This is a genomic window from Desulfitobacterium chlororespirans DSM 11544 (genome assembly GCF_900143285.1).
GTDB lineage: Bacteria > Bacillota > Desulfitobacteriia > Desulfitobacteriales > Desulfitobacteriaceae > Desulfitobacterium > Desulfitobacterium chlororespirans.
In genome coordinates this window covers 291,674-311,134 of the sequence record NZ_FRDN01000005.1, presented here as the reverse complement: position 1 = coordinate 311,134, position 19,461 = coordinate 291,674, and the positions used below count along the sequence as shown (strand labels likewise).

Sequence of the window (19,461 nt, the reverse complement as noted above, 5' to 3'; positions counted from 1 at the left end):
TTCAGCAATTATTATTGATTTCCTGCTTAATAATGAACATCCTTCGCTGTGACCCGTTTGCGGAATACCCAGTAGGTCCAGATCTGATAAGCCAAAACAATCGGCACTAAAGTCAAAGCGACTATCGTCATGATCTTTAAGGTGTAGGGGCTGGATGAAGCACTATAAATATTCAGGCTCCATTCAGGATTCAGGCTGGACACCATAACCCGTGGGAAAAGTCCTAAGAACACGGAGAGCACCAAAGATGCAATAGTCAGGCTGCTGGCTATAAATGCCTTGCCAGCGGCTTTCTTGTAAGTGAACAGCACGGTCAGAATCATGGCCAGGGCACAGACCAGAATTCCCAGGGTGGCCGGAGTGCTTAAGAAAAGATCAGTTTGGAAATAGGTCATAGCCGCGAGAAGGACAAGAACTACAAGAGCTGCAACGCTTACTGCTTTAGCTATGCCCCAAGCCCGCCGAACCATTTCACCTTCCGTCTTTAAGGTCAGATAGAGGGCGCCATGTACGGTGAATAGAAGGAGAGTAGTGACTCCGCCAAGGAGTGTGTAAGGTGATAAGAGGTCAAAGAAGGTCCCCACATACTGCATCTCCCCATTGATAGGCACACCCCGCAAGATATTGGTAACTGCCACACCCCAGAGAATGGCACTAAGCAAGCTGCCGACGAAAATTCCTCCATCCCAAGCGGAGCGCCAGCGCGGAGAGCGATCACTGCTGCGGAATTCAAAAGCTACGCCGCGTACGATCAAAGCCACCAGGATAAAGAAAAGAGCTAAATAGAAACCGCTGAAGAGAGTGGCATACCAGTTGGGGAATGCGGCAAAGATAGCACCGCCCGCGGTAATCAGCCATACTTCATTGCCATCCCAAACCGGCCCGATGGTATTGATCACGATGCGGCGCTCGGTATCGTTTTTACCCATGAAGGGGAGAAGAATCCCTACCCCATAGTCAAAGCCTTCCAAGAAAAAGAAACCGATGAAGAGTACGGAAATCAGGATAAACCACAGAATATTTAAGTCCATAATGATGCCCCCTTCGCTACATCAGTTGAGGAATCTTCATCCTCAGCCTCAACAGGTCCACGCTTGACGAACTTCAGAATGAGGTACACATCAACAATGGCTAAAATACCATAAAGCAGAGTAAAGCCAATCAGGCTGGTCCAGATATAGGCAGCGGGTACAGAAGTGGAAAGTCCATCCGCCGTCTTCTGCAGACCATAAACAATCCAGGGCTGACGGCCTTGTTCTGCCAGGAACCACCCCGTCAAGTTGGCTATATAGGGCAATGGAATCATCCAGGGAAGAAGCTTTAAGAACCACATCGTATTTTCGAAACGCTTCGTCTTATATAGGAAAGCCCCCAGCAAAGCGATCAGGACCAATAAACTGCCGACACCCACCATAATCCGGAAAGACCAGAACAAGGAGGTAACCGGGGGAATATAATTTCCCTCGCCGTACTTTTGGACAGCTTCAGCTTGTAATTCATTCATCCCTTTGACCTCAGCATCAAAGGTTCCATAGGACATAAAACTCAATACACCAGGAACTTTAATCTCAAAACTGTTGGTATTGTTTTCTTTATCGACAATAGCAAACACATTGAATCCGGCAGGGCTCTCTGTTTCCCAATGGGCCTCAGCGGCAGCCATCTTCATAGGTTGGGATTCAACCAAATGCATGCCTTGAGCATGGCCGATGCCCAGGACACCAAAAATACTAATGATGCCGAAAATCAAAGCAAATTTTGCCGACCGCATGAAAACATCCACATGCTTTTTCTTGGCGAGATGATAAGCACTGATTCCTAAGACAAAGAAGGCCCCCGTAGTAAATCCGCTCAGCACAGTGTGCGGAAATTGATAAAAAACGTGCTGATTGGTCACTACGGCCAAAAAATCCACCATTTCTGCACGGCCATTGCGTAGGACATAACCCACAGGTTCCTGCATAAAAGAATTGGCGATTAAAATCCATAAAGCCGATAGATTGCTGGCAATAGCTACAAGCCAAATGCTCATACAGTGGACTTTCTTGGATAATTTATCCCAACCAAAAATCCAAACCCCTAAAAACGTCGATTCAATAAAAAACGCTAAAAGTGCTTCAATCGCCAAGGGTGCTCCAAAGATATCCCCCATGAACCGGGAATACTCAGACCAATTCATCCCAAATTGGAATTCCTGGACTAACCCTGTCACGACTCCCATGGCGAAGTTAATGAGAAAGAGCTTACCCCAGAACTTGGCCATTTTCTTATAGGTTTCATCCCCCGTCCTGACGTACCAAGTTTCCATGAGGGCAACGAGGACGGATAGCCCCAGAGTCAGCGGCACAAATAAAAAATGATAGGATGTTGTCACCGCAAACTGCAACCTGGATAAGATTAGTTCGGTCAACTTTATTTCCCCCTTACCTTTCTTAATTATCATATACTATGTATAAGAACCTATTTATATTTATTATAAATCTAAAAAATAAATACGTCCAGAGTTTATGTGAATTTTTTAGTTTTCTACGAAAATAGTTGCTGTGAAGACATTTTTATGGATTAAAAAAGGCTGATGCTTTTAAGATCTCCCACATCAGCCTGCCTCAATTACACTATTTTTTCATTAGTTACCTCTGTACAGATCCACATGGAAATCTTTTCAATCCTCTTTATAATATCATAATTAACAGGAGTTATCCAGCATCTTAAAACCTGCCAATAATGAGTTCATACTTTCCTGATCTTTGATGGCCACCCTGATATAGTTTCCTTCCAGCCCCGCAAAGTTTCCGCAATCCCTGACCAGGATTCCCTGTTTCCCCAATTCCTGAATGAGGGTTTTTTTCCGTTTGCCGGCATCGCCCCGATCGGTACCTGAATCTTTCGCTTCTAAGACTTGAATCAGGGCAAAATTAACCTCACTGAAATATAAACGCAGATCAGAATACTTCTTTTCCTTGCTCCCTTCAGCAAAACTCCGGTAAAATGACTCTTTGCTTGCTTGCAAAAGCTCCCTTACCCGCTTCCCATATTCTGCATCAGCCAAAGCAGCCAGCCCGGCTTCTTCCGCCAAGCTGTTAACAGCCCAAGGGTCCCGTTGTTCCTGCAGACGGCCAAGTAGTTTGGCGGCCCCAAAGACTGCCCCCAGACGCAGTCCTGGAATAGCATAGAATTTGGTTAAAGAATATAACACCAACAGATTAGGATACCTTCGTAAATACGCTTTGCCTGACCAGCGGGTCTCATCCTCCATAAAGTCAACAAAAGATTCGTCTAAAACAACCCAAGTCTGATGTTTTAAGGCCAGGTTGAGAATCACTTCAAACTGCTGTTTCGACAGGGCACTACCGGTAGGATTATGAGGTGAATTGATAAACACCAACTCGTTTTCGGCGAGAGCTTGCTCCCATTCTCTATGACTTTCTTCGTCCTGAAAAGAAAGCTCCCCCCACCCCTTTACGCCAAGGATAAGCTTATTTACCTCTGCGCCACAGGCCAGGGCCGCCCGTTCATATTCACTAAAGGCCGGTTGGGGTATCAGCACTTTGCGGGGGCGGAGACCGTGGAGAATCAGAAAAATCAACTCACCGGCTCCATTGCCCAGAAGTATCTCTTCATCGTTAAGAGCGTAATATTCTGCCATCTTTCCCCGGAGACGCCGATAATTCGGATCAGGGTAATGAATTATGTTGGCAACTCCTTTTTGAAGGGCTTCCCAAACTCCCTGAGGAGGACCAAATGGATTAATATTAGCGGACAAATCAATAAAGTTCTCTCTCCCATACTGTGCCGAGGCGTCCAACAGATTTCCGCCATGCATTCATAACCCCTCCTTCAGTACCGCCATCATAAGTCTCCACCCATTCCACTAAACCTGGCCGGAATTGAATACGGCTTTCTCTCTCGAGATTCTTTTTTTCAGTTGTGGAGAAGTCCGGGGGAAAAATCCCCGCCAGCAGGGTTCCGCTATGAGCCGTAATGACCCCTAGCCCTCCTTTGCTTAATGTCCAAGCGAGAAACTCCTCAAAAAAGGGTTTAGGATTAATATCCTGATTGCAACGAGCACTTATGGTGCCGGCTTGGGCGATTTTCTCTAAATCTCTTTGCGCCATCCCTTCATAAAAAAGAGCCAGAGCGCTCTTGATCTTACCTTCATACTGGCGATAATGACCCGGCAAATCTCTGCGGGCATTAAAGGCCAGCGTATCTAAAAATCCCCCTCCATCCAACATCAGCAGCTGAGCCGAAATCTTCGGTCCCAGGAATTTAATATAAGTGCCGTCTCCATGAGCTAATTCCGTAACTCCCGGAAACATGATCGGGTCAGAAGGCTCTATGGCCAAGGCTAAACGCGCCTGTTCCTCAGACTGCCAAGATATGGCTAAAGCCTGAGCTACCGCGCTGACCGCTGCGGTCATATCCGCAGTGGAGCTGGCCATGCCTTTGCCGATGAGCAATTGGGATTGCATATGAATCTTGCCTGTCAAAGGGGGCAGATTCTGAATCCTGGCAAAGCGCTCCAAGGCCTGGCGGGTCTTTTCTTTACCCTTGGGAAGTTTCCAAATCCAGTCCTTAGGCTCCTGCTGATGGCCGGAATTGTTCCCATTGACGGATTCCGAAAAAAGAATTTCCGCCTTTGCCTCCACAAACCGGTTGATGGGACAACCAACTAAAAAAGGGGTGCCGTCTTTCGCTCCTTGAACCCATTCTCCACAGGTTCCGGGGCATTTCGCCCAACCTAATCCCTTCATCAGTATTCAATCCCCCTTCGGCTGCGTATCCCTGCTTGCAAAGGATGTTTAAGGGGATTAAGCTCCCACCAATGCTCCACAAAGGGAAGTAACTCCTCGGGCATATCCCGCCCGGTCAAAATCCAATCCAGGCCTTCAGGCTTTAGCCCGATCAGTTCGTGCAGTATCCCTATTTCCAGGAATCCCTTATTCAGGGCATGACTCACTTCATCAAGAATAATAAGACCCCAATCTCCTTCTTCAATCTGTGTCTTGAGAAACTCGACTCCTTGTGCCACAAGAGGCAGAGCAACATTCGGATCCCGGTTCTGGCGAAAACACTCCCCACAGCCGCTGCAATGCCTTAAGCCTGTTCGAATCATACCCGACCAACGGCAGCCTACACCAAATTGGATTAAGGGTATACCTAAACGCCCCATGGTATAAAGCTCGCCCATATAGGTACTTCCTTTGAGGAATTGAACCATCAGAACTTTAATACCCTGTGACTGTGCCACCAGGGCCTCCCCCAGGGCTGAAGTGGTTTTCCCTTTTCCTTTGCCTGTATACACTCGAATCATGCCTATGCTCCTTGCCGTATATGCTCCGCCCAATGTTGTAAAAGCTCCGGTTGCCCTGCAAAGTTGATATGAAGATAGGAGGCCACGATATTATCCCGTGCATAGCCGTCCATTCTTAGGGATTCTTTTCCTTTAACCAGCTCGAAAGCAGGAAAAACCTCATCGTCACAACTTAAATAGTTTACTTTTGAATAATGAAATTCATGACCGTAGACCCTATTTCCTGCCTTACTCAGAAAATTATCCCGGCGAAAGATTCCCTGGCGGTAGCCCATGCCCTGGAGCTTTGACGCCATCTCCGCCGCAATGGGAATCAGTCCGGCCATGGGGTAGGTTCTGCCTTCGAAATCCGTAACTTGGGTGCCCAGATACATATATCCCCCGCACTCCCCGTAGATAGGCTTCCCTGATCGGGAGAACTGTCGTAAGGATTCCAAAAAACTCTGGTTTTGGCTGAGCCTTTCTAAATGCAGCTCCGGGAATCCGCCGCCAAAAAAGAGCCCATCCAATCCATCCGGCAGAGACGAATCATTAAGAGGGCTGAAGGGAACCAAGGCAAACCCCAGGCTCTCTGCACAATCCAAAGCATCCTGATAGTAAAAGGAAAAGGCCTCATCCCTGGCCACTCCCAAGCGCAGGGGATGTTGATTACTCGGTTCTCCGCCCCATGGAGCGGTGCCCTTAGGGCAAGTTAGCTCAGCGACAGACGGCTTTTCCGGCGGAGCTTCCTGTATAACCCTTTGCTGCATAATTCTTTGGATCTGTTCCAAGTCAATGGTGCGGGCCACCACGCTGATCAGCTCCTCAAAAAAACTGTCCCGGAAAGCTTGTTCCTGAGAAGGGACCAGTCCCAGGTGCCGTTCCGGCAAACGAATTCCCTCTTCCTTAGGCAGCACTCCCAAGATGGGGACTTGAATTTCACTAAGGGCTTCACGCAGCAAGCTTTCCTGGGCTGGAGATTTCACCCGATTGAGAATGACTCCGGCGATCTTGACCCCAGGATCAAAGGTGCAAAAGCCATGGACTATAGCCGCTGCACTGCGTGATAAATTGCCCGCATCCACAATCAGGACCACAGGGACATCCAGCAGTTTGGCAATATCCGCACTGCTTCCATACCCTTTTGTTCCGGATACCCCATCGAAAAGTCCCATAACTCCTTCGATGACCGCCCAGCAATCCTGAGAAGTTCTTGCAAAAATCGGAATTAATTCTTCTCTAAGCATCCAGCGGTCTAAATTTCGGGAAGAACGGCCCGTAGCCAAAGTATGATAACTGGGATCGATATAGTCGGGACCAACTTTATAGGGCTGTACAGGCAGTCCTTTCTGAGCCAGAGCAGCCATAATCCCTGTAGCGATAGTCGTTTTGCCGACGCCGCTATGGGTTCCGGCGATAAGAATACGGGGAGGCAGGGGATAGGGCATTGTTTTCACCTCTTTAGTAAAAGATTTTGGGGGTAGGGGGCTGCGTTTGGGCTTTGTTCAGGCTGCATTTGAGCTGTGTTTGCAAGTCTTTTCAGAGCGTGGCGCTGGCTGGTGACTGAGCTCGTCCGGGTCGCGTAGCTTCACGCACAACGGTCACTCCATAGCTCCGGAGCTGGTTCACTCGCTTTCTTAACAGCTCCGCCAAACCCCGCTGCTCTCTGCATGTGAACCAGTGGCTCCACTATGTTAAGAAAGCCTCGTTCACCGGACCACTCCTCCGCTAAAGCCGTTCCCTCTTGTACGCAAAGCTACGCTTTGGGGTCCTTTTAGCTTCTCTTGGATCTTTTATGAGCTTTTTCTGAGGTCATCTCTGGGGCCATCTCCAGCGGCTTTCCCAAGTCAGCCGACCATGCCGCAAGCGGCATCGGCAAGGCTGAAAAGCGGCTTGGGTCAGGCCACTTTCCCCGCATTTCCCACATCGTCGCGCTCAAGCCCGAAAAGCAGCCCAAGGATTCTTGCTTTACAAAAGGGAGCGACTTTAAGCGAGCGGAAACAAAACTTCGCGAAAAGCATGCAGCGGAGTCGGGTTGGAAACAGGAGTTTCCAACCGGCCATTGAGCAGGAGCGATTTGGCCGGGGACCCGACGGAGCGGCAGGCTTTTTGCGGTAGTTTTGTCCGCGCAGCTTATGGAGCGACCGGTGTAAAGCAAGAATCCTGGAGATCGCTCACCTAATGCTACTGACAAGAACTATACACGAAAGGATGAGCGCAAAACTGATCCAAGTCCCCAACCGGACTAGCTTCCGACATCGCTCAATATCACGCCAGGTCAGCTCATGGAGAGGATCACCCATCTCAGCCCGGTGGTGAACCTGACCATGATAGATGTTCTTCCCTCCCAGCTGGATTTCCAGCAACCCTGCGACGACACTCTCGGGATTACCGCCATTGGGACTGGGATGGGTTTTGGCATCCCTGCGCCAGATGGTTAGGGCATGGCCTACCGGCAGTTTATAAAACCAGCCGGCCAGCAAGAGAATGCCCACAGAGAGACGGGCCGGCAGATAATTCGCCCAATCATCGGTCCGGGCGGCAAACCAGCCAAAATCCTCATAACTCTCATTGCGATAGCCAATCATTGAATCCAGAGTGCTTACGGCCTTAAAAGCCATCGCCAAGGGTGCGCCGCCAATCAGCATATAAAATAGGGGGGAAAGGATTCCGTCTACAAAGTTCTCCGCTAAGGTCTCCACCGTACCCCGAACTATTTCCCCTTCCGGCAATTGGGCGGTATCACGGCTGACAAACCAACCCAGCTTATTACGCGCTTCATCGATTTTCCCTTCCCTTAATGGGGTAAGCACCAGATTTCCGGCCTCCAGAAGAGATTTGCCGGCCAGGGTGGAGCCAAGAAGAAGCACTTCAATAATAAGGCCAAAAACCGCGGAGATTTCTTTAGCTCCTCCAATGACACCTACTGTCAAAGCATAGCTTCCTATCACCAGGGCCAGGGTAAGCAGAGCCCCCTTGAGACGCCGGAACCGGGGGCTCCCCTGATTGAAACGCTTATCATACCAAGCGATTGCCTTCCCCATATAGATAACGGGATGAGGCCATTTGGGCGGATCACCCACGGCTTGATCCCATAGAAATCCTAAACCGAAAGCTATGGGATGAAGCATTAATATCATGAACATCATCCTTTGTGCAGACCCATCATAGCACGAATTTTTTCCATATCCATACTATTTCTTACCCAGTCCGCCAATTCATTAAAAGCCTGCTCACGAATTGCGGCCTGGGACATGGTCCTGCCCACCGGGCGCGCTCCCCCTCTTCTCTCCCAAAGCCATTCCAGGAGCGCGGTTCGCAAGGGATCATTATCGAATATCCCATGGAGGTAAGTTCCCAAGGCACTGCCGGCCGACATACCATCTCCATAGGCCGTTTCCTGGGCTTCAATCTCAAAAACAGGGTTGCCTTCTCCCTGGGAACGCCCCATATGAATTTCATAACCGATGATCTCGGTCCCTTGACAGCGTGCCAGGAACAGTTCCCCTCCCACGACCTTGCCACGGCTTTGCACCGTATGTTTTTCCAACTCAAACTCGGTCTCCATAGGAAGAATGCCCAGCCCTGCGATTTCCTTCAAGTCGGATTCCGTACCCAAAGGATCCCGGACGATTCGTCCCAGCATTTGATGGCCGCCGCAAATGCCAATAATAGGGATATCCTCTTGCCAGAACTTGATAATTTTCTCACCCAGGCCGCTGTCCCATAAAAAGCGCAGATCCGATAAGGTATTTTTACTTCCGGGGATAATGACACAATCCGGCTGCCCCAGCTCGGCAGGCTCTCTGACATAGCGGAGGTTGACATCCGGCTCATCTTCAAAAGGATCGAAATCCGTGAAATTGGATAGATAGGGTAAGCGAATGACCGCCACATCCAATGCTTCATCCCGGCTCTTCCTTTGATCCCGTTTGTTTGTATTCTGTTCTTCGAGAACCACGGAATCTTCTTCCGGGATCTTGAATTGATCATAGAAGGGGACGACTCCCACCACAGGAATTCCGGTTCGCTCTTCGAGAAAATCCAGGGCCGGCTGCAAAAGCTTAATATCCCCGCGGAATTTGTTCATCACAATTCCCCGGACCAATTGACGTTCTTCGGGCTCAAGGAGCTCAAGGGTGCCGACCACAGAAGCCAAAGCTCCCCCACGGTCAATATCTGCCACCAGGAGCACGGGAGCTTGCGCTTCCTTAGCTACGCGCATATTGACAATATCATTTTGCTTGAGATTTACTTCTGCAGGGCTCCCGGCACCTTCAATGACCACAATCTCATGTTCCTCGATAAGTTCATGGAGAGCTTCTTCCACAATGGGCCAGGTTTTTCTCTGATAATCGCCATGATATTTGAGGGCAGAAAGAGTCCCCTGGGCTTTGCCCAGAACAATCACCTGGGAGCCCGTATGTCCCGTGGGCTTCAGCAAAACAGGATTCATCCGCACATCAGGCTCCAACCCTGCAGCCTGAGCCTGGACCACCTGAGCTCTGCCCATCTCTCCTCCGGAGCGGGTAATAAAGGAATTCAAAGCCATGTTTTGCGCTTTGAAGGGTGCTACATGATACCCTTCCTGATAAAATATCCGGCAAAAAGCCGCTGCTAAAACACTTTTTCCTACATTAGAAGAAGTCCCTTGGATCATCAGCCGGGCAGCTGCTTTTTTTTCACTCATTCTCTCACCTCATTTTTAGATCTCCCGGTTTACGGCGAGATAGATCAAGGCGTTGACACAGGTTGCCGCTAAGGGGCTCCCCCCCCGATTCCCCAGGATTGTAATGGAAGGAAGCTCCTGATGCTCATTCCAAAGCAGATCCTTGGATTCTCTGGCTCCCACAAAGCCAACCGGTATGCCGACCACTAAGGCCGGCCGGGTCTCAGGATCCTGGGCTAACTCCAGTACCTCCAGCAAAGCGGTAGGAGCATTGCCAATAGCCACAATAGCCCCCTTCAGACGCTCTTTGTTCAAACGCAGGGCCGCCATGGAGCGGGTAATCCCCCATTCGGCAGCCTGATCCGCAACCCGGGGATCACTGAGAAAACATTCTGCAACGCCCCCTAACTGAGTCAATTGTTTCTTGGCAATTCCTGCTCTGACCATTTCCACATCGGTAATCACCGAAGCCCCCTGCTGCAGAGCCTTAAGCCCGGCCTCAATCCCCTGAGGATGAATACGGATCACCGATTCCAGGGTGGGATCCCCACTGGTATGGATGCAGCGCTCCACGATTTTTAACTCCTGCTCAGTCCAGTCCTGCTGCAAGTATCCGTGAATAATCCGCATGCTTTCCCGCTCAATTTCCAGCGGGTCGGTTATAAATCCTTTCATGCCCCCAAAGCCTCCTTGATTCTTACACTCGCCAATTGAGCAATGACGTCATCGGCACCCAGTTCATTGGCGAATAAGATCTCTACATCAGGGTATTGTTCCTTAATCTCACGAATCTCCTCATGGATATCCACGGTAACATGCATGCCCCGAAATAAAAAGAGGGGCATAATGATAATCTTCTTGGCACCCTCTTGAATTTTTTCCAGGACTCCATCGGGTAAACTGGGCTTGTCATGATCCATAAAAACCGGGGTTACTTCTTCCCCCAGGATCTTGCTGACTTTATGAGCCACCTCAATCAATCCTTGATTAGCCTCCTGGCGGCGGCTCCCATGACCTAAAAGTAAAAATTCAGTTTTCACAATGCTCCTCCACCTTTCTCATAAACTCTTCAATCGTCGCTGTATCTTTTTCTGCCGCCATCTCCGGTTGGGCTTCCTGGGGCCGTTTCAACACAATAATGGGAATGCCCAGCTGCAGACAGGCCTGGACCTTCTCATCCGTACCACCGACGGCACCGCTGTCCTTGGTGATCACCACATCGATGTTTAGCTGCTCCCAAAGTCCTTCATTGAATCTTTGGCTAAACGGCCCCTGCATGGCAATAATCTGGTAAGGCTTCAATCCCGCCTCTTCACATTGGCTGAGAACCTGGGAGGTGGGAAGCACCCGAACATATAACTGGCAATCCTTTAATTCCGGGCTCTCCATCCAGTCCCGGAGATTTTTGCTTCCGGTACTTAGAAAGACCCGCTTACCCTGTTGGGCTGCCAATCGGGCAGCCTCCTCAATAGTGGCGGCAAAATAAAGGAGCGGGTGAACAGGATAAGCTCCCGAAGGGCGCTCCCAGCGGAAATAGGGCAGATTGCATTCACCGGCCACGCACCGGGCTAAATTCCGGATATTCTGAGCATAAGGGTGGGTGGCATCAATCAGGGCATGAATTGCCTGTTCCTGCAGAATCTTCATCAGGGAATCTTGATCCAGAGCACCCGAACAGGTACGAAGACCCTGACGTTCAGCCAGTTCAGCGCCGTATTCCGTTAAGGTTGAAACCAGGACCTCATGACCGCGTTCTTGCAAGGCCAAGGCTAATTCCCTGCCATCCTCGGTTCCCGCCAGAACAAATAATCTCATAGAATATATCCCCTGGGCGTTACCATATAGGGACCGATGACACGGGTATGAGAGTTGCCGATGACGACCGTAGTCAACATGTCAATAGGGGATTGGGTAAACTCTGCCAGAGTGGTGATGATCACTTGAGACTCTCCACGCAGCGCTTCTCTGACAATTCCCACAGGGGTTTGGGGATCACGATAGTCAAGTACAGCCTGACGAACCCATTCAATCTGATCCTGACGGCCTTTGCTCTTAGGATTATAAATGGCCATCACAAAATCCCCTTCAGCAGCCAGCTTGACGCGTTTTTGGATAACCTCCCAGGGCGTGAGCAGATCACTCAGACTAATGACTGCAAAATCGTGCATCAAAGGTGCTCCCAGCAGGGATGAGGCAGCATTGGCAGCACTTACTCCCGGGATAATCTCCAGAGATATATCCAGGGCATCTTTTTCCTCCAGACATTCGATCAGAATCCCCGCCATGCCATAGACTCCCGCATCGCCACTGCTGACCAGGGCGATAGACTGGCCCGCCAAAGCGATCTCCACGACTTCGCGGCAACGATCAATCTCTTGGCGCATACCGGTAGCCACCACTTTTTTATCGGCCAGCCAGGGGCGAATCAAATCAATATAGGTCTTGTACCCGGCAACCACATCCACTTCATTCCATACCGACTGAGCCCGTTGGGTCATATGCTCCGCATCCCCGGGACCAATCCCTACCACATAGATCTTGCCTTGCTGATGGCCACCGTGACCCCGTTCCATTTCTGCTTGGGAAGAACTAACTCCCCCTGACTCGTTCCCAGTAAGCTCGCTGCTTCGCATACACCATCCACTCCAATCTTCTCTTTCACATACTCCGATGGCCTTAACCCTTGCTGCTCATTCATACTCTGTATTGCTTGGGCTGAAAAAGTATGAAAAGGTATGCCCAGGGTTTGGGCTGCCTTGATAATTCCTGCTTCATCCGCTTTTAATTCAATGCTGTATAACCCCCGGATGCTCTTTGGGGAGATCCCTATTTGCTTAAGACTTCCCTCAATGGCTTCCATCACTTGTTCCCGGCTTACTCCCCGGCGGCACCCTACTCCAATGCCGTAAATCTTCGGCAGCAAACGCAGGGGTCTGCTTTTTTCCCGAAGCTGCCCATGGCCAGGCATCTTATTCCCAGACACCTGTTCTGCTGTAATCCATAGCTGAGCATGTTCTTTTTCATTATCTCGAAGAAAACGGTAATGAGGATCCTGACGCAAAGGGTGTTCCTCAGGTAGACAATCGGTCCAGACCTTGAGATACCCCTGCTCCAGCAGCAAAGAATTGACTTCCTTCAGACCTGATAAAGGTTCGACTGACCAGCCGAAACGTCGGGCGTACTCATCAGGTGCGGTCAACCCCTGAACATCTGTAGCCGTGGTGATCACCGGTTGGGCATTAAGCCACTGAGCTACGGATTTCGCCCAGGCATTGGCTCCTCCTAAATGACCGGATAAGAGGGAGATGACAAACTCGCCTTTTTCATCCAGCACCAATACGGCCGGATCCCGATCTTTCCCCTGCAGAAAAGGGGCAATATGGCGAACGACGATCCCCGTAGCCATGATAAAGATCAAGAGAGAGGAGCTTTCCCACAATTCAGGCAGAACGTTATTCAGCTTATCAAAATAATGAGGAGTGAGGCCAGAGGGCGCTTCTTTCACTTCTTCCGTTTCCTGAACGTGTTCCTGACCCTGAAGGCGCCGGTGCAGATAGAGGGAGACCCCTTCCTCTTCAGGCCACTTTCCCATAATCCGGCAGGCTGTCTTTAAGCCTTGGTCCCTCAGCACCACAATGGCTGTTTTCATGTAGAACGTCCTTGCCGGTATTCATGAGTAAATTCCGGGTCATACAGCTTAGAACGGGTTCCTTGATCCCGGAGAAAGTCTCCCACAAGAATCTGGGCATGTTTACGGATTCCTGCCTCTTTTACCTGATCGGCAATGGTTTCTAAAGTGCCCTCCAGGATGTGCTGATCCGGCCAGCTGGCACGATACACGACAGCCACAGGCGTATGGGGAGGATATCCTTTCCTCAGGGTCGCCACCACTTCCCCTATATCCTGCACACTGAGAAAAATAGCCATACTGGCTTGATGTTGAGCCAGTAATGCCAAATCTTCTTTTTCCGGCACCGGGGTTCTTCCCGCCAGCCGGGTAAGAATCAGGGTCTGGCTGACCTCCGGCAGGGTAAACTCCTTTTTTACCGCAGCGGCGGCAGCAAACACAGAGCTCACTCCCGGAATCACCCCGTAAGCAATACCCTTTTCTTCCAGGCATTGCATCTGTTCCTGGATAGCTCCATAGACACTAGGATCGCCGGTGTGCAGGCGAACGACCTTTTCCCCTTTTTGCACCCCTTCCGCCATGATGGCGACAGTCTCTTCCAAGGTTAATCCGGCGCTATCAAATAAAGCTATGCCCTCCCGGCAATGCTGCAGTATATCCGGGTTGACCAGGGAGCCCGCATAAATAACCCGCTGGGCTTCTTCAAGAGCCTTTTTGCCTTTTAATGTGATTAAATCCGGATCCCCGGGACCCGCTCCCACAAAGAGAACCTGACCCAAGTCAGAATTAGTATTCTCAGCCAAGCTTTTCACTCCTGTCCTTCTCTTTATCATTCTGTATCCAAAATTTTGTCCAAGTCGCGTAGCTTTACGCACAACGCACCTTCAGAGCCGAGTCCTGAACCGAGTCCAGAGCCGAATCCTGAACTGAGTCTTGAGCTGAGTCCTGAAAAGATTCTTGAACAAATACTTGAAAAACTGCCCAAGGATTTTGTTTTACAAAAGAGAGCGAATTTAAGCGAGCGGAAACAAAACTTCGCAAAAAGACTGCAGCGGAGTCGGGTTGGAAACAGGACGTTTCCAACCGGCCATTGAGAACAAGTGCGAAAGCAGTGCTTTCGAGGAGCGATTTGGCCGGCGTCCCGACGGAGCGGCTGGCTTTTCGCGTTAGTTTTGTCCGCGCAGCTCATTGAGCGAACGATGTAAAACAAAATCCTGGAGACAATATCTTTCAAACTATCTCGCTCACGATTGAGGCTTCCTGCAAAGCACAAGACTTAAATAGTCCACTTTTTCCAGCACTTCCTCCGGATCGAGCAAACGAATCTCTTCCCCCGCCTGACCTACCCGGGTAGCTAAAACCGCCTGTGACCCGGTTCTTTGGATATGATTCAGTACATCGGGCAGATTCCGCGATACTTTCATTAAGACGAGATTAGGGTATCGTTCATACTCCTCTAAACCTTCAATCCCCGGCAAAACAATCAGAGGCTCATCACCCGTGGCTAAAGGCCAATTTACTCGGGCAGCGGCAGCGGCCATAGCCGTGATCCCTGGGATGGTCTCTATTTGGTCCGGCTCAAGCCGCTCTCTTAGAATGGTCAGTAAATAACTATAGGTACTGTATAAGGAAGGATCACCTAAAGTAAGGAAGGCAACCGAATGCCCTTGACCGAGCTCCGCCTCAATCTTCTCCGCTGCACTCTGCCAAGCGGCCTGGAGTATGCTTTCGTCGGCGGTCATCGGCATTTCCAGCTCTAAAATGCTGACTCCGGAGGGGCAGTGTGACTGGGCAATCTCCCAGGCGACACTTTCCCGCTCCATCTTGGATTTGGGTATGGCGACGACTTGAATAGCTTGTAATATTTCCACGGCCTTCAGGGTAATGAGCTTAGGGTCCCCTGGTCCTACACCCACCCCATAGAATTTGGCCTTTTCCCCGATCAGGATGTTTACTGTGTTTTTGTCTTCATTCCTATCCTTCTTCACTTTGTTCCTCCTTAGTTCCTCGTCTCGCAGCCAGTTTGCAGTTCTGCAGTGCTTTTTCCCCTGCCAGGGGTCTTGGCTCCTGTGTTTGAGCGGAGACCTCAGCTTCCTTTTCTTCCTGAGAGTATAAATACAGGATTTTGGGCCTGGGCAAGATGAATATCCTTAATGCCCTTCCAGCGTACAGCTTGGATCGAAACCACCTCAACATCCTCGTATTGCAAGCTTTTCAGGGCCTCCATACCATGAGCTAATGTCTCTAAAGTTACGGCAGTCACGACTGCCCGTCCCCCAGGTACCAGAGGGGCTTGGTGTAAAATCTCCCGAATCTGTCCATGGCTTCCGCCAATAATACAGACATCCACAGGCGGGATTTCCTGTAATGCCAGCGGTGCGGAGCCACGAATCAAGCGCAGGTTTCTTACCTGAAATTTCTCCTGATTCTTCAGGATCAGCTCTTGAGCCTCCGGATTTTCTTCCACCGCATAAACACAGCCGCGATGAGCCAGAAAAGCAGCTTCAATGCTTATACTTCCCGTCCCTGCTCCTACATCCAGGACCCGGCTCGCGGGGATAATTCCCGCCTTAGCCAGAACTTGAACGCGAATCTCCGTCTTGGTCATGGGGACATCACCGCGCATAAACTCCTCATCCTTGATGCCAAAGCTCCTGGACGGGGAGAGCAAAGATTGCTCCGGCTTATGCTCTGCTTCTTCAGGATAGAGGATCATCACCGCATTGGCGAAATCTTCTTCTGAATTCATAAGCTGATGAGCATCTGTATTCAGCCAACGCTCTTCCGCATAGGTTAAGGCGTTGCCAAGTGAGATTCGCGGATTAAAACCATAGGTGTGATAATACTCAGCGACCTTCCGGGGTGAGTTTTCACCTCCAGTAAGCACTCCCACAGGCCGGCTGAGCTGTAAAGGCAAACAGTTCAGCGGACGGCCATGGACACTAAGCAGTTCAGCATCCTGCCAGGGCACCCCTGCCCGGGCAAAGGCCAGCTGAATGGAGCTGAGGCCGGGCAACACTTGAATTTCTTCTTGTGGAAACTCCCTTTTCAGCCAGGGAAGCAGACTATAAAAACCTGGATCACCGGAAACCAGAACACTGGCTTTTTTGCCCTGCTGCAATACTTTCTGCAAGGTTTGCTGAGTTTCCGCCAGATTTCCAGTGACTCGGTATGACTCTCCTTGGAAATCCGGGAACAGCTCCAAGGCTCGTTTCCCTCCTACCAAAACATCGCTCTGAGCGACCATTGCTTCAACAGCCTGAGAAACCCATGCACTCGTACCAGGGCCTATCCCCACTATTTGAATCATCCCATCACTTTCCCCTCGATTAAGCTCAATTAAAAAGCAAACTAAATAAAGAAAACCCGGCTTCGCCGAGCCTTAAACCCATACCCCCAAGTGAGGTGAAGCCGCTGGTTGCCCTTATGCTTAGAAAGTATATAGCACAAGCTTATACTTTCTGATAGTGCAAAAAAAGAGCCCTGAGCGGCTCTTTGATTCTTCCCTTCGGCAATTCCGAAATCGTCACTACACCCATCGCTCGTGGCCGTAACGCAATGTTCAAGGCAGGTCTCCTGGCTTCCAGTCTTTATGCCTCTTCCCTTCCCAGGCTTATCCCAGTGGGCCTTAAGAGACACTCGTGGTTCACAGTGGCGGGACCGCGCCGGATTTTCACCGGCTTCCCTTTTCTTCCTCTAAAGAGGAACCTTGAATACTATTCGGTTGTTGAGACAACTTAATTCGAATTACTAAACTATTCTCTATTTTCGCCAAAATTCCTCCTCCATCGGGGGCCAACGCCAAAATTCTTTGCCGATCTCCTTAGCCGGAGCGTCCCAGGCGATGATCTCTCCGTTAAGCAAAGTAAAAGCAGTTCCCACCTGAAGTTCCCCATGCACATGGTCTTGAGCCCGGTGACTTGCCCTTTCAGCCAGTTTAAACAAAAGACTCCCCCAGCCCTTGCTGCGAATTTCTTCGGCAGCACCTTCAACTGTCGGCAACTCCGCGATGGCCTGCAAGGAATTCTGATCCATACCAGCCAGGGCGGCATGAGCTACCAGGATCTCCATCCGGGCATCGGCAACATGAGTATGAGTATGGAAAATTCCCCCGGCCACTTTAATGAGTTTGCCAATATGACCTAAGAGGAGCACCTTTTCGATCTTGCGATAAGCAGCCTCTTCCAGTAAAAAGCCCACAAAATTACTCATCTGAATAATGGCTTCCTCAGGAACCATGAGCTGCTCCCTGGCTACCCTAAAGCCATAATTGCCAGGAGTCAGAACAATGGCTTTATGTCCATAAGCGACGGCTTGATCCAATTCAGGCAGGATCGAATTCTTAAAGGCTTCTTCCGACATCGGCCGCACGATACCCGTTGTACCTAAAATCGATACCCCTCCCATAATTCCCAGTCGGGGATTCAAAGTCTTTAGAGCAAGCCGTTCCCCTTCAGGCACTTCGATCACCACCAGGACTTCTTCCTGGGGAAATATCTCCCGTACCGCGGCCTGAATCATGGACCGGGGAACAGGATTGATAGCGCTTTCCCCCGGAGGAATCTGCAGACCCTTTTTGGTGACAACTCCGATGCCCCGCCCGCCACGAATGCGGATTTCTCCTCTTTCAGAAAGGAGCTGCACCCTGGCTACCACTTCCAAACCATGGGTGACATCGGGATCATCTCCCGCATTTTTGATAATGCTTACCCAAGCAACATCTTCTGCCATGTCCCATCTATGTACGGACAATTGAAGCCGTTCGCCCTGAGGCAGCGGGATATCCACCTCTGTTCCCTGATGCAATCCTTTCAGCAAAAGGCAGGCAGCTTTTGCCGCCCCTGCTGCACAACTGCCCGTAGTAAAGCCCGTTTTCCATGAATGCCTGTCCTTCGTCTTTTTCCTCATATCCGCCGCCCCACCCATTATTGTATTTAACTCTAATGCTATCATTTCACCTCATAATTTCAAAATCCTTCATTTTGATACGAACCTTTTGCTCATAGTTTTTATAAAAAACGTCCAATTCCCCAATATAGTTTTCTTTCCAGGGTTTGTTGCGGCCACAATAGTGAATAATCGCAGTATTGTGGCGGACCCAATCCAGATCAATTTTAGCATCCCAATACTTGGGGTTCAGATTATAGAGGGCATAATATCGTTCACTGAGATTATAGATTTTCGCATCTACAGTCAGGGTTTTATCACTATAGACCCCATTGAGAACATCCTGGTCAGGCAGGAATAAGCGGTGCTTGTACTCTTCAATATATGCGTAGACTTCATGAACATCCTGTTCCTGACGCAGCAGGGACAAGTTCATCATCATCACCCCCGAATTGACATAGGTGCTGTCTTCAACCATATTAAGCCTGACGTGATTAAGCTTTTTCAATAGTTCCTTAACATGGGAGGCTGCTGCGAAGAAGTTTCCCTGGAAGTCTATCGTGTAGAGTTCCTTTAAAGGATTTATGACAACAAGATCAGGATCCAGGTACAAAATCCGTTCAAGGTGATCGGGAAGATAATTCACTGCAAAAATCCGATAATACATTTCCTTGGGATAGCGGCTGGTAATGGGCGCCTTGCTCAAACCTTCATCGGCTAGTTTAATTCCTTCAATCTTACATCGTGAGGTATCAATGGCCTGATCGATACGTGCAAAGTCCTCCTTGGACATGGCGGAATGGGCTACATAAACTGTAAACTGCTCCCCTGGATTGGAGTCAAGCAGAGAGGTCAGCATAACCATTAACTGTTTTACATAGCCCGAATTCAGGGTGACTAAAATATTCATCGTTTTACCCCTTTGCTGATTGATCTTATCCTGATTGATCATGCTGATTCATCTTAGAGTAAGAAGATGATGCG

18 protein-coding genes and 1 riboswitch are annotated in these 19,461 nt (G+C 49.8%); all 18 genes read right to left on the bottom strand.

The window, feature by feature from the left end; all coding sequences use genetic code 11:
- Window positions 1-26: 26 nt before the first annotated feature.
- The 18 genes from cydB to BUA14_RS07265 all read right to left on the bottom strand — a co-directional run bounded on the left by cydB (window position 27) and on the right by BUA14_RS07265 (window position 19,429).
- Window positions 27-1,031, bottom strand: coding sequence for a cytochrome d ubiquinol oxidase subunit II (gene cydB, locus BUA14_RS07360; RefSeq protein WP_072772001.1), 1,005 nt, complete (start codon window positions 1,029-1,031; stop codon window positions 27-29).
- Window positions 1,022-2,410, bottom strand: coding sequence for a cytochrome ubiquinol oxidase subunit I (locus tag BUA14_RS07355; RefSeq protein ID WP_011461542.1), 1,389 nt, complete (start codon window positions 2,408-2,410; stop codon window positions 1,022-1,024). The genes cydB and BUA14_RS07355 overlap by 10 nt, the downstream gene beginning before the upstream one ends.
- Window positions 2,411-2,686: 276 nt before the next feature.
- The gene (locus tag BUA14_RS07350; protein ID WP_072772000.1) at window positions 2,687-3,823 is read right to left on the bottom strand and encodes a pyridoxal phosphate-dependent aminotransferase; all 1,137 of its coding nucleotides are present in this window, start codon (window positions 3,821-3,823) and stop codon (window positions 2,687-2,689) included.
- Complete coding sequence (locus BUA14_RS07345; RefSeq protein ID WP_072771999.1) at window positions 3,765-4,754, bottom strand: GHMP family kinase ATP-binding protein; 990 nt, start codon at window positions 4,752-4,754, stop codon at window positions 3,765-3,767. The genes BUA14_RS07350 and BUA14_RS07345 overlap by 59 nt, the downstream gene beginning before the upstream one ends.
- Window positions 4,754-5,314: a cob(I)yrinic acid a,c-diamide adenosyltransferase gene (locus BUA14_RS07340; protein WP_072771998.1), complete on the bottom strand. Its 561-nt coding sequence runs from the start codon at window positions 5,312-5,314 to the stop codon at window positions 4,754-4,756. The genes BUA14_RS07345 and BUA14_RS07340 overlap by 1 nt, the downstream gene beginning before the upstream one ends.
- 2 nt (window positions 5,315-5,316) lie before the next feature.
- Window positions 5,317-6,741 carry a cobyrinic acid a,c-diamide synthase CobB gene (locus BUA14_RS07335; protein WP_072771997.1) on the bottom strand — a complete coding sequence of 475 codons (1,425 nt, stop codon included), beginning with the start codon at window positions 6,739-6,741 and terminating at the stop codon, window positions 5,317-5,319.
- Between the two features lie 726 nt (window positions 6,742-7,467).
- The gene (cbiB, locus tag BUA14_RS07325) at window positions 7,468-8,433 is read right to left on the bottom strand and encodes an adenosylcobinamide-phosphate synthase CbiB (protein ID WP_072771996.1); all 966 of its coding nucleotides are present in this window, start codon (window positions 8,431-8,433) and stop codon (window positions 7,468-7,470) included.
- Between the two features lie 5 nt (window positions 8,434-8,438).
- The gene (locus tag BUA14_RS07320) at window positions 8,439-9,983 is read right to left on the bottom strand and encodes a cobyric acid synthase (RefSeq protein WP_072771995.1); all 1,545 of its coding nucleotides are present in this window, start codon (window positions 9,981-9,983) and stop codon (window positions 8,439-8,441) included.
- A 15-nt stretch (window positions 9,984-9,998) separates the two neighbouring features.
- A complete protein-coding gene (locus BUA14_RS07315; RefSeq protein ID WP_072771994.1) occupies window positions 9,999-10,637 on the bottom strand; it encodes a precorrin-8X methylmutase in 639 nt (212 codons plus the stop codon).
- Entirely contained in the window at window positions 10,634-11,002 is a 369-nt protein-coding gene (locus tag BUA14_RS07310) for a sirohydrochlorin chelatase (protein WP_072771993.1), read from the bottom strand. The genes BUA14_RS07315 and BUA14_RS07310 overlap by 4 nt, the downstream gene beginning before the upstream one ends.
- Window positions 10,992-11,777 carry a precorrin-6A reductase gene (cobK, locus tag BUA14_RS07305; protein ID WP_072771992.1) on the bottom strand — a complete coding sequence of 262 codons (786 nt, stop codon included), beginning with the start codon at window positions 11,775-11,777 and terminating at the stop codon, window positions 10,992-10,994. Before cobK ends, BUA14_RS07310 begins: the two co-directional genes overlap by 11 nt.
- On the bottom strand, window positions 11,774-12,460 hold the full coding sequence (cobJ, locus tag BUA14_RS07300; protein WP_242954602.1) for a precorrin-3B C(17)-methyltransferase: 687 nt from the start codon (window positions 12,458-12,460) through the stop codon (window positions 11,774-11,776). The genes cobK and cobJ overlap by 4 nt, the downstream gene beginning before the upstream one ends.
- A 26-nt stretch (window positions 12,461-12,486) precedes the next feature.
- A complete protein-coding gene (locus BUA14_RS07295; protein WP_072771990.1) occupies window positions 12,487-13,611 on the bottom strand; it encodes a cobalt-precorrin 5A hydrolase in 1,125 nt (374 codons plus the stop codon).
- A complete protein-coding gene (cobM, locus tag BUA14_RS07290; RefSeq protein ID WP_072771989.1) occupies window positions 13,608-14,423 on the bottom strand; it encodes a precorrin-4 C(11)-methyltransferase in 816 nt (271 codons plus the stop codon). The genes BUA14_RS07295 and cobM overlap by 4 nt, the downstream gene beginning before the upstream one ends.
- 411 nt (window positions 14,424-14,834) lie before the next feature.
- Window positions 14,835-15,578 (bottom strand): precorrin-2 C(20)-methyltransferase, encoded by a 744-nt coding sequence (gene cobI / locus BUA14_RS07280; RefSeq protein ID WP_072771988.1) that lies wholly within the window; start codon window positions 15,576-15,578, stop codon window positions 14,835-14,837.
- 98 nt (window positions 15,579-15,676) lie between these two features.
- A complete protein-coding gene (locus BUA14_RS07275) occupies window positions 15,677-16,900 on the bottom strand; it encodes a bifunctional cobalt-precorrin-7 (C(5))-methyltransferase/cobalt-precorrin-6B (C(15))-methyltransferase (RefSeq protein ID WP_072771987.1) in 1,224 nt (407 codons plus the stop codon).
- A 239-nt stretch (window positions 16,901-17,139) separates the two neighbouring features.
- A riboswitch (cobalamin riboswitch) is annotated at window positions 17,140-17,317 on the bottom strand.
- A gap of 35 nt (window positions 17,318-17,352) precedes the next feature.
- Window positions 17,353-18,516 carry a cobalt-precorrin-5B (C(1))-methyltransferase CbiD gene (gene cbiD, locus BUA14_RS07270; RefSeq protein ID WP_072772161.1) on the bottom strand — a complete coding sequence of 388 codons (1,164 nt, stop codon included), beginning with the start codon at window positions 18,514-18,516 and terminating at the stop codon, window positions 17,353-17,355.
- 28 nt (window positions 18,517-18,544) lie between these two features.
- The gene (locus BUA14_RS07265; RefSeq protein WP_072771986.1) at window positions 18,545-19,429 is read right to left on the bottom strand and encodes a glycosyltransferase family 8 protein; all 885 of its coding nucleotides are present in this window, start codon (window positions 19,427-19,429) and stop codon (window positions 18,545-18,547) included.
- Window positions 19,430-19,461: the final 32 nt, after the last annotated feature.

What these genes read in the sequence shown, in the direction of transcription:
- cydB (WP_072772001.1), bottom strand. Translation starts at nt 1,031, where the DNA reads ATGGACTTAAATATTCTGTGGTTTATCCTGATTTCCGTACTCTTCATC.
- BUA14_RS07350 (WP_072772000.1), bottom strand. Translation starts at nt 3,823, where the DNA reads ATGCATGGCGGAAATCTGTTGGACGCCTCGGCACAGTATGGGAGAGAG.
- BUA14_RS07345 (WP_072771999.1), bottom strand. Translation starts at nt 4,754, where the DNA reads ATGAAGGGATTAGGTTGGGCGAAATGCCCCGGAACCTGTGGAGAATGG.
- BUA14_RS07340 (WP_072771998.1), bottom strand. Translation starts at nt 5,314, where the DNA reads ATGATTCGAGTGTATACAGGCAAAGGAAAAGGGAAAACCACTTCAGCC.
- BUA14_RS07335 (WP_072771997.1), bottom strand. Translation starts at nt 6,741, where the DNA reads ATGCCCTATCCCCTGCCTCCCCGTATTCTTATCGCCGGAACCCATAGC.
- cbiB (WP_072771996.1), bottom strand. Translation starts at nt 8,433, where the DNA reads ATGATATTAATGCTTCATCCCATAGCTTTCGGTTTAGGATTTCTATGG.
- BUA14_RS07320 (WP_072771995.1), bottom strand. Translation starts at nt 9,983, where the DNA reads ATGAGTGAAAAAAAAGCAGCTGCCCGGCTGATGATCCAAGGGACTTCT.
- BUA14_RS07315 (WP_072771994.1), bottom strand. Translation starts at nt 10,637, where the DNA reads ATGAAAGGATTTATAACCGACCCGCTGGAAATTGAGCGGGAAAGCATG.
- cobK (WP_072771992.1), bottom strand. Translation starts at nt 11,777, where the DNA reads ATGAGATTATTTGTTCTGGCGGGAACCGAGGATGGCAGGGAATTAGCC.
- cobJ (WP_242954602.1), bottom strand. Translation starts at nt 12,460, where the DNA reads ATGACCCAACGGGCTCAGTCGGTATGGAATGAAGTGGATGTGGTTGCC.
- BUA14_RS07295 (WP_072771990.1), bottom strand. Translation starts at nt 13,611, where the DNA reads ATGAAAACAGCCATTGTGGTGCTGAGGGACCAAGGCTTAAAGACAGCC.
- cobM (WP_072771989.1), bottom strand. Translation starts at nt 14,423, where the DNA reads ATGATAAAGAGAAGGACAGGAGTGAAAAGCTTGGCTGAGAATACTAAT.
- BUA14_RS07275 (WP_072771987.1), bottom strand. Translation starts at nt 16,900, where the DNA reads ATGATTCAAATAGTGGGGATAGGCCCTGGTACGAGTGCATGGGTTTCT.
- cbiD (WP_072772161.1), bottom strand. Translation starts at nt 18,516, where the DNA reads ATGGGTGGGGCGGCGGATATGAGGAAAAAGACGAAGGACAGGCATTCA.
- BUA14_RS07265 (WP_072771986.1), bottom strand. Translation starts at nt 19,429, where the DNA reads ATGATCAATCAGGATAAGATCAATCAGCAAAGGGGTAAAACGATGAAT.